Source organism: Dyella flagellata, from assembly GCF_030160275.1.
GTDB lineage: Bacteria > Pseudomonadota > Gammaproteobacteria > Xanthomonadales > Rhodanobacteraceae > Dyella_B > Dyella_B flagellata.
Window position 1 is genome coordinate 1 of the sequence record NZ_BSOA01000044.1, and the last position, 12803, is coordinate 12803.

The 12803-nt window shown below is 62.9% G+C and carries 6 protein-coding genes; all 6 read right to left on the minus strand.

The window, feature by feature from the left end:
• Window positions 1-3371 (minus strand): beta strand repeat-containing protein (locus QQJ96_RS17440; RefSeq protein WP_486599112.1); only part of this gene is annotated, 3371 nt, incomplete at its 3' end.
• 504 nt (window positions 3372-3875) lie between these two features.
• A complete protein-coding gene (locus QQJ96_RS17445) occupies window positions 3876-4337 on the minus strand; it encodes a DUF4019 domain-containing protein (protein ID WP_284333301.1) in 462 nt (153 codons plus the stop codon).
• A 155-nt stretch (window positions 4338-4492) separates the two neighbouring features.
• Window positions 4493-5326 carry an OmpA family protein gene (locus tag QQJ96_RS17450; protein WP_284333302.1) on the minus strand — a complete coding sequence of 278 codons (834 nt, stop codon included), beginning with the start codon at window positions 5324-5326 and terminating at the stop codon, window positions 4493-4495.
• Window positions 5327-5345: 19 nt separating this feature from the next.
• The gene (locus tag QQJ96_RS17455) at window positions 5346-10646 is read right to left on the minus strand and encodes an ESPR-type extended signal peptide-containing protein (RefSeq protein WP_284333303.1); all 5301 of its coding nucleotides are present in this window, start codon (window positions 10644-10646) and stop codon (window positions 5346-5348) included.
• A 203-nt stretch (window positions 10647-10849) separates the two neighbouring features.
• A complete protein-coding gene (locus QQJ96_RS17460) occupies window positions 10850-11008 on the minus strand; it encodes a hypothetical protein (RefSeq protein ID WP_284333304.1) in 159 nt (52 codons plus the stop codon).
• 426 nt (window positions 11009-11434) lie between these two features.
• Window positions 11435-12418, minus strand: coding sequence for a helix-turn-helix transcriptional regulator (locus QQJ96_RS17465; protein WP_284333305.1), 984 nt, complete (start codon window positions 12416-12418; stop codon window positions 11435-11437).
• Window positions 12419-12803 lie beyond the last annotated feature (385 nt).

The following is a 12803-nucleotide window of genomic DNA, read 5'->3' on the forward strand; positions in this document are numbered from 1 at the left end:
TACGTGGTGGTGGTCACCGCATTGGCATCACCGCTTACCGCACTCAGCGCGGCGATCGCCGTGGCGACTTGGGCGGCCGTCGCGCCGGTGGGGTTGAGGGAGGTACCGCTGTTGCTGCCGGTGGTGATGAGGGTGAGCTGACCGGCGTACGTGGTGGTGCTGACCTTTTCGCCGAAGGCGTCGTAGGTGTACGCGATGACGTTGCCCAGCGCATTGCGCGTCGCGCCGCTCGGCTGGCCCTGGATGGTGTAAAGCACCTTGCCGTCGGCGTCGTAGTAAGTCCACGTGCTGTTGCCCAGCGCATCCGTGGCTTCGACCTGCTGGCCGAGGGTGTTGTAAACGTAGGTGGTCGTCGTATTCGCGGCGTCGGTCGCCGTCAGCGTGTCGCCGAACGCATCGTAGGTCGCACTGGTGGTGCGCGCACTGCCCTGCCCGCTGACTGGCGTGACCGTGGTGCTGAGCACCTGGCCGACGCTGTTATAGGTGTACGTGGTGACGGTGCCATCCACGGCGGTGCGGCTGGTGACCTGGCCGTCACCGTTGGTGGTGACCGTGCTTTGTTCGTTGGCGGTGTTGCTGCCGAGCAAGGCCACCAACGCGGTGACGCTCTCGCTACCGGTCAGCGCACCGAGTTGGGCGCTGGTCAACGCGGTGGCGTAGCGCGTGGTTGTGGTGGTGTCGGTGGTTTCGTCGTAGGCGGTGGTGGTGAGGTAACCGTCCGCGTCGATCGTCGCCACGACACGCCCGGCCCCGTCGTTGTAGGTACGGGTCGTTTGATCCTGCGCGCTGGCCGTGAGATCCGCCTGCAACGCGGCCAGCGTGGGCGTGCTGCCCAGGCTGCTCAGCTGCGCCGCGGTGAGGGCTGTCGCATACGCCGTCTGCCGCACCACCTCATCCGCGTCGTTGGTGGTGATGACCGTGACAAAACCTTGCGCATCAATGGTCGCAGCAGCCCGTCCGTCGGCATCGTAAACGGTCAGCGCCGTGCGGTTGCTGGCGCTGCTGGTGAGATCGGCCTGCAGCGCCGCGAAGGTCGGGTGGCTGCCCAGCGCCGTGCGTTGGGCAGCGGTCAGTGCGGTCGCGTACTGCGTGGTGGCCAGCACGTGATTCATGCCGTCATACAGCACGGTCGTGACGGTGTTGGCCAGATCGATCGTCGCCACCACCTGGCCGGCGGCGTTATAAAGCGTGGTGGTGGTGCGGTCGTTAGGGGTGCTCGCCGGTACCGGCAGGCTGGTTGGATAGCTGCTGGTGAGCGCACCGCCGCTGGTCCAGCTCGATGTCGCCACCGGCGTGGCGTACTGCGTCGTTTGGATCCGCTGCCCATCGGCATCGTAGGTGTAGGCCGTAACATGGCCATCGCTATCGATGCTGCCGCTCACCCGGCCATCGGCATCGTAGAAGGTGTAGCTGACATTACCGGCCGCATCGATGGCGGCGATGGCTTGACCGTCCGCGTTAGTGAGATAGCTGGTCACCCGGCTGGTCTGGCCGCTGGCCGACTGCGTGCTGCTAAGCAACTGCCCGGCGCTGTTGCGCACCTGGGTGGTGGTCAGGCCATTGGCCTGCGTGATGGCGAGGGTGTTGGCACTGTCGGTGTACACGTAGCTGGTGACGTTGCCGAGCGGATCGGTCTTGCTGAGCATCCGCCCCAGGCCATCGTAGGCATAGGTGGTGGTCTGCAAGGTGCTGCGGTTGGCGCCGGTCTCGGTGCTGGTGTGCAGCAAGTGTCCTTGCGCGTCATACGTCGTGGTGGTGATCACCGTGCCATGGGTGACCACGCCATGGCCACTGGTATCGACCGTGTCGTACTGGGTTTGCGTGGCGAGCTGACCGCGCACGTCGTAGGCGTAGTCGGTGCGCGTGCTTTGGCTGAGCGTGCCCTGCACGGCGGTGCCTTGCACCCACGCCTGCAGCTGGGCCAGCGTGGGCGGGTTGCTGGGGCTGTTGCTGCTGGTGCTGAAGGTCGCGCCCAGGTAGTGGCGCGTGGTGGTCAGTTCGCTGAGGCCGTTGACCGTGGTGGTGTCGTGTTCGGTGACGGCACCCAGCGCATCGACGGTATAGGCCAGCTGGTTGGTGGCGGTGTAGACGTAATACGTCGTCTCGGCGCCACTCGGCGCGACGTAACCGCTCTGCCCCACCTGCCCTTGCGCCGGCACGCTGTAGGTGGTCTTGCTGGTGACCTGGTCGGCGGCGTTATAGGTGTAGCTCACCGTGTTGCCGGCGCCGTCTTCCACACTCAGCACATTGCCGTTGGCATCGTATTGGTACGTGGTGACGGCACCGTTCGGGTCGGTGCTCGTCAGCAGGTTGCCGCTGGCGTCGTAGGTATAGGTGGTGGTCGGCGACGCGCCGTTCACCGTCGGCGCGATGACGCTGGTGAGCTGGCCCTGGGCGTTGGTCTGATACGTCGTGACGTGGCCCAGACCATCGGTGACGGTGGTGCTGTTGGTGGCATAGCTCAGGGTGATCGTCTGCGCCGCCGCACCGCTGCCGGTGGTGACGGTCTGCACCCGATTGCTGGCATCGTAGGTGTAGCTGACCGTGGTGCCGTCGCTTTGCGTGACCGAGGCGACCAGGTCGGTGGTGCCCTGATACGTATAGGTGGTGCCATAGCTGGCGGTGGTGGTGTCGGTGTCCGAGCCCAGCGTGGTGGTGACCGTGCTGAGGCGACCCTGGGTGTCGTAGCCATAGGTGACCGCCTGGCGCGTCACGGCGGTGGTCTGGCCGGGCGGGATCTCCTGGATCGACAGGCTGATCAGCTGATTAGTGGTGTTGTAGCCGAACAGCAGCGTGTCGCCGTCGCCGGCGGTGATCTGACTGAGCAAACCGTTGCTGTAGCTGAAGCTATAGCTGGCGCCGCTGCCGGTATCGGTCAGCGCGGTGAGCTGACCGGTGGCGTTGTAGGTTTCCTGGGTCTGCGCGGCGGCGGCGGTCCAGGTCCAGGTGGAGGTGGTGGCGCTCCAGCTCAGCGTATCGGCGGCGCCGCTTTGGGCGGTGCTGACGTAGACGCCCAGCGTGGCGTTGTAGGTGTAGACGACGCTGGCATCGTCATCGCCGGTGCGGGTGATCGTGCTGCCGGCGGTGTTGAGCGTGCCGGTGAGGCCGTTGAGGTGGCGGCTGAAGCCGTAGCTCCAACCGTTGCTGCTCAACTGGCCCAGGCTGTTGTAGGTGCGCAGCACGTTGAGCGGCAGGCCGTCGAACAGTACGCCCTCGTCAGCGCTCTGCAGGACCAGGTTGCCGGTGGCCGTGTTGACGTAGCTGCCGTTGCCGGCCTGGCCTAGCGAAGGCGCGCCGCCCTGGGCTTGGCCCAACTGCGTCAGCGAGGTATTGCCAAGGCCCAGACCATTGCCCGCGATCACTGCGACCATCGTCGTGCTCCTGAAGTCATGAGGCGGCCGCCACCACAGCGACCGTGTTCAGGAGGGCTAATCTGGGATTTAGAGCGAAAGTTTAGGGGTGAGAGGCCAAAGGCTTATGACTTTTATTCATTAGCTGCATGGGCGGCGCTGGCACGCCCGACTTCCTCAGGTCCGTCAGCGAAGGAGCATCGAGGATCTCAATGATCCTGTCCCCATTCCTACACGACATAGCTCCCTCCCCTGCATGCCGGGGAGGGTTCAGGACTAGCGCGCTTGAGGCTCGCCGCCTTCGCGCATTGCGCTTCTGGAATGATGAGGTGCTACTGCGCTTCGAGGGCATGCTTGAAGTTATCCGGCGAAATTTGACCATGCGCTAAAGCCCAAGCAACCCCACCCCGGCCCTCCCCTGCCAAGCAGGGGAGGGAGCAAGTCGAACATCACGCGATATGCAACTCCCTCCCTACTACACGTAGGGAAGGGAGAAGGTGCTCTCAGGGGAGAGTTCGGGTGGGGTTACCGCAGCGTGTAGCCGGTCACCCGCCACACATTGTCACCGTCCAGGTGAAATGAAATCAGTTCGCGCACCGGCTGCTTTTCATTGGCGAAGCGCGTGGCGAAGGCCACGTTGGCAAACAGGCCGGGTGGAAGTTTCTTGCCGTCGGATTCGTTGAAATTGAGCGCGGCCGGCGTGCGGGTGATCAGTGTCCCCACCGTCTTGCGATCGGCGCTGACGCTATTGACGAAGGCATCGCGGGCGACCAGCTGCTTGGTGATGCCGGAAGCACCATCCCACACCTGCCCTTGCTGTCCCTTGTCGACCAGGTCGGCCACCTGCAAGGCAGCCTGTTCGAGTTGCTGATTGCGCTGGGCGTATTCCTGCGGCGTGGGCTGGCGGGCCGGTGCCGGGGATTGGGCGGATGCGCTGGCGGTGAAGGCGGCCAGGGCGAGGAAAGAAAGGGAAGTAACGACGCGCATGTTATTCAGCTCCCGAGAATGCTGTTTTGAAAGACGACTACCCAACCTCGCACTTGCACGATCCGCTATGGAATGGGGTTGCACGAGCTTGCATCCATGCACAGGCTCGTCGCGAGGTTGTGAACTTCACCCCATCCCGACCGTATTACGCATGTTCAATCACTACGCGAAGCCACTCGCACCACCACGCGCCGATTCGGCGCCAGGCAGGCGATCAACTTGCTTCGCGCTTGACCTTCACACTGCACCACCGGCTCGGCCTTGCCGCGCCCCTCCGCGCCGATCAAATCCTCCGGCACGCCCTTGGCGATGAGATAGCTCGCGACTGTCTCCGCGCGCCGCTGCGACAACACCTGGTTGTAGTCATCGCTACCGAGTGGGTCGGTGTAGCCCACCACGCTGATGTGCGCGATACGATCCTTCTCATCCAGCAAATGCGCAGCCAACGCATCTAGCTGCGCACGCCCACCATCCGTAATGTCCTTGAGCGAATAACGATCGAACGCAAACAAGGTGTCTGTCGACAGTATCGTCTCCTGTTTCTCCACCTTTGCAGCCGGCGGCGGTGGCGGCGGCGGATTCATATATCGCGCACATTCGTCCGGCTTCCAATAGAAACTGCGCGCCAGCTTGTCATGGTCGAACAGGATCTTGAACTGGCACACGCTGACCTGTCCCGAATCGGCATCGCGGAAGTTGAACACGTAGTTCCATTCGCGCACGCCCCACACGCCTTCCTCGAAATGCGGCCAGCCGATCAACCGTGAGATCTGCTGCTTGTTCAGACCGGCATGCACCTGGCGCAAGGCGTTGAGTTCGGGGAACGTGCCGCCGCGATGCATCGGCGTGACCTGATCCGGCTTGGGCCACACCAGTTGCTGTGCATGGGAGCCATCCTTGGCCACGTTGCGGCTGATGTCGCCGCAAGCACTCAAGCCCAATGCCAGCAGGACTGCCACGACAACTGAAATCTGCTTTGACGTTTTCATGTTCATCGCCTCCCTGCCCTCACCAGACCATGTTGACGCTGCCGCCCACACCCACGTCGCCGCGGGTGTTGGAGGAAGCGGCCAGCTTGAAGATGTAGCGCCCGCTTTCGGTGATGGTGGACAGGCCCACCGCCACGCCGGCTTCGCCGTGATAGGAACCCACGCCCACGCCGAAGCTGCTCAGGTTCGGCTGGTAGGCCTGGCCGAGGCTGGCCATCGCAATGCCCGCGGCAACGCCGGCATTGGCGCGCGTGGAGATCGCATTCAGATCGTGATCGATCGCGGCGAACTTCTGGTCGGTGTAGTTCTGCGCCCAGTTCTCTGCGGTCTGGATACCGGCATTCACTTGGCCCACATTCGCCGCGTCGCTAGTGGCGGTACCAGCCGCCACATTGTGGACCTGCGCTGGCGCGCCGGCCTGGCCTACGCTGATGCTGCCGTAGTTCACCGTGCCATCGGCGTTCTTGTCGTACTGCACCGAGCCGGCCTGGGCCGACTGCAGCTGCGCCACGTTCACCGCATCGGTCGATGCCGTGCCCGCCGCCACGTTGGTGATCTGTCGCTGATCCGTCGACGAGCCCACTGACACCACATTCGAGCGACCGCCGTCGGTGGAACCCGCGCCCAGCGCCACCGAGTTGCTGCCGCTGGACGTGGAGTTGTTGCCGATCGCCACGCTGCCGCTGCCCGATGCCGTCGACGACGGTCCCGCGGCCACCGAATTGCTGCCGGTGGCCGATGCGGCATTGCCGACCGGGTCGGTCGCGAAATACTTGCTGCCGCCATTGTTGATGTTGCTGACGGCGGTGCTGAGGTTGGCGATCGCCGTGGTATTGGTGTTCACCTGCTGGTTGGTCGCATACAGCTCCGAACCGTTGATCGCATCTGTACTGGTCGCAGTGACCTGCCCGGCCGCGACGTTGGTAATGGTGCGCTCGCTGCCGGCAGTGCCCACGCTCACCGTGCTGGTGGGGTTCGTACCAGCCACGGCATACGTTGTGCCGCCAACCGTCACGCTGCTGGTGCCCTTCACCACCGAGGTGGTGGAACCTGCACCCAGCGCCACGTCCCCCGCATTCGCACTGGCCGTTGCGCCATTGCCGATCGACACCGCATTGGCAGTACCGGCGGTGGACACAGGACCGATCGCGACACTGTTGGCACCCACAGGGGTTGAATCGGCCAGGGTGGAATTGGCGTGGAAGTACTTGATGCCGCCGCCGTTGGCGGCGCCGCTGATCTGGTTCAGCACGCTCTGCACCGAGTTGTAGGTGTTGCCGCCATAACTCAGGCTCGTAGTCACCGCACCCGTGCTGGAGTTGTAGCTGCTGTTGCCACCGAATGAATTGGCGACGCTATTGCCCAGGTTGCTGGTCGCCGTGCCGAGCGAGGACACCGCCTGGTTGGTGGCATACAGCTGCGAGCCATTGATGGCATCCGTGCTTGCGCTGCCGATACGTCCCGCCGCCACGTTGGTGACGGTGCGTTGGCTGGTGGAACTGCCCACGCTCACCGTACTGGTCGGATTGGTGCCTGCGAAGGCATAGGTCACGCCGTTGATGGTGGTATTGGGCGTATTCACCGCCGTGGCGGTCACCGAATTGGCACCCAACGCCACATCACCCGCCTGCGCACTGGCGCTAGCCCCTGCACCCAGCGCTACATCGGTGGGGTTGACGGTGGAACTGCCGGCGCCGATTGAAATCGCCTGGATGCCGCTGGCGGTCGAGTTGGTGCCCATGGCGATCGAATCCTGCAGATTGGTGGTGGCGTTCTCGCCAATCGCCACACCACCCGGCGCGTTCTGCTGCACCAGCGCACCGTTGCCCATGGCAACACCGTTATCGCCATTGACCACCGTGTTCGGACCGACGGCAATCGAATTGCTGCCCACCGCCAGCGAATCCGCGGCGGTGGAGTTGGCATGGAAATACTTGGTAGTGGTGGTTGCAAACGAACTCAGGGCACCGGTTAGCTGGCGTACGGTCACCGCATCGTTGGTCTGCGTGCCGTCCGCCACATTGGTGATCTGGCGATAGGTACTGGAACTACCCACCGATACCGCGCCGAGCAAAGTGTGATCGGTGGTGTTGTAGGGAATGATCGTGCCGCCGATGGTGCCGCTGGCCGGCGTCAGCGCGCGGCTGGAGACCGATTGCGAACCCAGCGCCACGCTGTCGGTGATCGTTGCCTGCGTGCTGTAGCCCAATGCGCTGGCATTGGCTGCGGTGGCGGAAGCCGCCACACCGGCAGCCATCGAATTGGCGCCGGTTGCACCGTTGTTGCTGTAGTTGGCCTGCTGCGTGCCACCGTCGTTGACGCCGTAGTAATGCGTCAATCCATTGGTCACCGTCGTGTTGAGGCTGTTGACGGCCTGGTTCGTCGCATAGAGCTGCGAACCGTTGATCGCATCCGTGCTGGCTGCGCTGATCTGGCCCGCCGCCAGGTTGGTGATGGTGCGCTCGTTGCCGGCGCTGCCCACGCTAACCGTACTGTTTGGATTGGCACCGGAAAAATTGTAGGTCGTGCCGGCGATGCTGGTGCTAGGTGTCTTCACCACAGTGGATGTAACCGAACCCGCACCCAATGCCACATCGCCAGCATTCGCGCCCGCCGTGGCGCCATCGCCGATCGATACAGCATTGGTGGATGTCGCCACGGATACCGGCCCGATCGCTACGCTGTTCGTACCCGTCGCCTGCGAATCGGCCAACGTCGAATTGGCATGGAAATACTTGATGCCGCCACCGCCGTTGATCGAGTTGTTGATCTGGCTCAGCACGTTCTGCACGGAGCCGTAAGTGTTGCCGCCATAGCTCAGGCTGGTCGTCACCGCACCGGTACTGCTGTTGTACGTGCTGCCGCCACCGAGGCTGGAGGCCATGCTGTTGCCCAGGTTGGTCACCTGGTTGCCTACCGCATTGATGGCGCTGTCGGCTGCGTAGAGCTGGCTGCCGTTCACCGCATCCGTACTTGTAGCGCCCACCTGGCCCGCCGCCACGTTCGTGATCTGCCGCGGCGACGTGGACGTGCCCACGCTCACCACGCCACCAGGATTGGTGCCCGCATAGCTGTAGTTGGTACCGTTGATGGGGGCGCCTGTCGTCGGCACGGCGGCCGTTGTCACGGTCGAGCCTTGGCCGAGTGCGACATCTGAGCCGGTCATGCCAGCTGCAATGCTGGCCCCTTGACCCAATACGGTGGAGCCGGCCACGCCGTTGTCAGTGGATTGATTGCCCACCACCGTCGAATTCGCACCGGAAGCCGTCGCACCGAAACCGCCCGCCGCCGCATTCGAACCCGACGACACCGGCTGCGTCGCCGTCACCGAGTTGTTCGACACGAACGGGCCGGTGCTGCCGTTGGTCAGGTTGCTGATCGCCGTGGTGTTGGCCGTCACCTGCTGATTGGTGGCGTACAACTGCGAACCGTTGATCGCATCCGTACTGCTACCGCTGATACGCCCAGCCGCCACGTTGGTGATCGTGCGTTCGCTACCCACCACACCCACGCTCACCGTGCTGGTGGGATTAGTGCCGGCAAAGCTGTAGCTGGTGAAGCCGATGGTGGTGCCCGTGGTCTTTACCACCGTGGCCGTCACCGAACCCGCGCCCAGCGCCACATCGCCCGCTTGTGCGCTCGCCGTAGCGCCGGCACCCAACGCAATCGCATTGGTCTTACTTGCGGTGGCGGTATCGCCGAATGCCAAGGCGCTTGCGGCAGTTGCATTGGAAGAGTTACCCAGCGCCACCGCACCTTGTCCGGTGGCGTTGTTGGTATTGCCGATGGCAACCGCGCCATTGCCGTTGGCAGTGTCGTTAGCACCTTCGGCCACGGCGCCGTTGCCCGTTGCGCTATTGGGATCACCGATGGCTACCGCACCGTTGCCGTTTGCGGTTTGCTGCTGACCAATCGCTACCGCGCCGGTACCGCCGAGCACTTTCGATTGATAGCCGCCGGCGAAGGAACCGGTGCCTGCCGTGCTCGATACCGAGCTGCTGTCGCCGATCACGACGGTGGAGGCGGCTTGCGCATTGGCAGCGTGGCCGATGGCGATGGATTGGGCGCCATTGGCGATGGCCTGCACGCCAAAGGCTGCCGCGTTCGTTTGCGTGGCGCTCGCACCTAGACCCACCGCTGCCGTATTGGCCTGCGAGGCAGTGGCGTTATTACCCACCGCTACAGCGGACGTGCCCGCACTTTGAGCACCCGATCCCTCCGCGACAGATCCAATGCCTGTTGCAACCGCCTGATTGCCGAGGGCAACCGCGAAATTGGCCGATGCATTTGCGGTCGGCCCCACCGCAACGGCATTGCCGCCTGCGGCAGCAGATTGAACCCCCATAGCCATGGCGTTCGTACCGCTGCTATTGGCCGAATAACCAAGCGCAATCGCACCAGGGCCGGAGCCGACCGCCTGCTCGCCGATGGCGACCACCTGCGATTGGCTTGCATTCGCCTGCAGGCCCATGGCAATGGCGTAGGTGCCCGACGATTGCACGTCGGTGCCGATGGCAATGGCCGATTCCGCGGAGGCGCCCACGCCGACCGTGCGCGCGCCGAGATAAATTGCGTTGAGCGCGGTTGAATAGGCCTGCCAGCCTATAGCTGTTGCATGATTAGTCGTAGCTTGCGATCCAAGTCCGACAGCGGTCGCGCCGTTGCCACCGGCAATCGTTGCAGCACCTAATGCAGTGCCACCGATACTGGCTTGCGCATTGTAGCCAAGGGCAGATGCCGATGATCCGCTTGCGTTGGCTGTCGCACCTAGGGCAATGGCGTCGTTACCGCTGGAAATGCTGTCTGAGCCTATGGAAATGGCGTTGCTGCCGGAGGCATTTACGTCGGTTCCGATACCAATCGCACCGCCTGCAGTAGCCCCTGTACCAGCAGCGCTACGGGCACCTATATAAATGGAGTTGATGGCCGTGGCATAGGATTGAAAACCCACGGCGATGGCATTTTGTCCACTTGAACCAGATGCATAGCCCACTGCCAGCGCGCCAAGCACGCTGGCGTTTGCGTCCGACCCAAGCGCCGTAGCGCCAATTCCGCTGGCTGCGGAGTTGTAGCCCATGCACGAAGCCGTGCTGTTATAGGAGTTGTAAGGAGATGGGGTGCAACTTACCGACTGTGCCCGGGCCGAACCGGCCATGCTCAAGCCCAATGCAATGAGCGCACTCAGACCCAGCAGTTTCGTTGGCAAGGGGCGCGGCTCGCACAGTCCTGGCGCCACGCTGTGATGGCTCGAAGCCAGCTCCGAAGCCACCACCATTTGCTTCAACGAAGCATTCCACACCTTGCTGTAAATCTTGTTCATCGCTGTCTCCGAAATCCGGTTTCACGGACGCTGGAAAAGGGCAGTCCATCGTTATTGCGGGTTACGCACGCACTGGATGGGGTTTCCCGGCAGGCAACAGATCCTGAGGCGTCGTCTCGGGGGGTGGGCTCGATCGCCTGCCGTCCACGTCGATTCGTGGACACATGCCTTCCTGGCATGCGGAAAAAAACGGGCATGAAGAGTCAGTACGAGATGAAGTCGAACGCGGTGAGGCACGCCGCTCGGGCATTGGGCAGGATGGCGGCGAGAAAGCTCAGCAAGCGCGGATCGGCTCCGCCGGTTGCACATGGGGACGCAGCTGGAAAACCGTTTCCGCCTGCGCTGTCGCAGTTGTCGCTCATGATCGCCCCCGACTTCGTATCCCTGTGGCAGTCATTTGCGTCATGCAGATGACTGTCAGCTCATTGAAGCGGATGGAAGCGGCAAAAGATGCACAAATTTGGCATGGAACATAGCCAAATATGGCAATTATCGTATAAATCTGGCAAAACGAGACGCACGTCTCAGTGCCGCAAACATCCTGCCCGTCCCGGTTCCTTAGGAAGCGAAAAACCGCGCTGAAGGGAAAGAGCAACAGCTCAAGAAGTGCGTAGGCTGGGATGGCAATCCCAGCATTTCGGAAGCGGCAAGGGAAGCTGGGATTGCCATCCCAGCCTACGACGTGACTCCGCACGAAACATCACGCAAGAGTGGCCCCCTCACCCCAACCCTCTCCCCAAAGGGGAGAGGGCGCCAATCAGGCGCAACGCGAATAAAGAGCCAAAGGCTCAAGAAGCAAAACTGCAGGTCCGCATCAAGGTGTCGCTTGGATGTTCGTCAAACGCCCGCCGGTAGTTCGCGGCGAAGCGCGACAAATTCCAGATCCCGCAATTCATCGCCACGGTTTTCACCGACAGCCGCTCGGTGCCGCGCATGGAAAGCTGGCGGCTCGCCTGGTGCAAGCGAAGCAGCGTGAGGTAACGCGTAGGCGATACGCCCAGCAGGTCGTCGAAGGCCATGCGCAGGCTGCGGTCGCTGATTTGCGCCGCGGCGGCCACTTCTTCCATATAGATGTCGCGCTGCAGGTGATCGCGCATGAATTGCACGGCCTTGCGAAAGGCCGGATAGGAAGCGCGATAGCTGGCCGAATACGGCAAGAACGAGCCGCCCTGGCCGGACAATGCCCTGACGCCGCGTTCGTCGGCCAGGAAGTCCATCGCGTCGCTTTCCATCAATCGTAGAAGCTGCTGACTGTTTCCTTCGGCCAACCCCTGGTACAGCATCGAGTACAAGGTACGCAGCGGCGTACCGGCATGGCTTTGGGGCCTGAACAAGGCGTACTTCCTGCCGGACAGGCCAAAGGCGTCGGCATGCGCATCGATCATGCGTTTTGCCGCCCCATGCAGCGGCGCCAGCATCATGCTTACGCGCGATCCCGCACCCAGCATCAGTCCGCAGCTGCTGTCGGGCAGCGCCAGCAGCATCGCATCCTCGGTCAGCGACATCCCGGCACACCAGCTTTCCGGGGCCGGCTCGTGCAGATAGCAAGCCAGGTAATGGCTATTGGGCAACACCAGGCGCCCATGCAGGGCGAAATCCGTCACGAAGCTGCAAAAGCTCGCAGCGCCGTGTCGGTGGCTGCCAAAGGCACCGCTCAAGCCGCCTTCCTGCAAGGAAATCGCCTCCAGCCTGCATGTCTGCAACATGCGGCCGATGACGGTGAGACCGGGCAGCGGAAGCTTGCGTTCAACCACGGATTCCAGCGGTTCCATGCGACGTTCCCATTCTTATGATCGGTGGCTGCAACCTGCGCGGGCCTGCGCGGCGTTGTTGAAAAAACGAAGCACGGCGCAATGGCTCGCGCTTCTATCACCGCAGGATCAATGGAGGCTTGTGTCGCGAGTGGTCGATACGGACCTGCCCGGTTGAGGCGGACCAAGTGTCGCAAACGTTTACATAAAGCATGAAAAGACGCCCCCTGGAACATCTTTGGTCATGGCATGACGAAAGGCATCTCGCTCTATCCGAGAACGGGAAGCCGCCCCTGCACTCGCTCCCCTACCGTTTAGGCAATCCTTCAAAAGCGCCTGCGGATTGGGGGAATGGGTGTGCCGTTAAAGGCCAGGCTGAAGCATAGGCGTCATTTAGATCGGATGA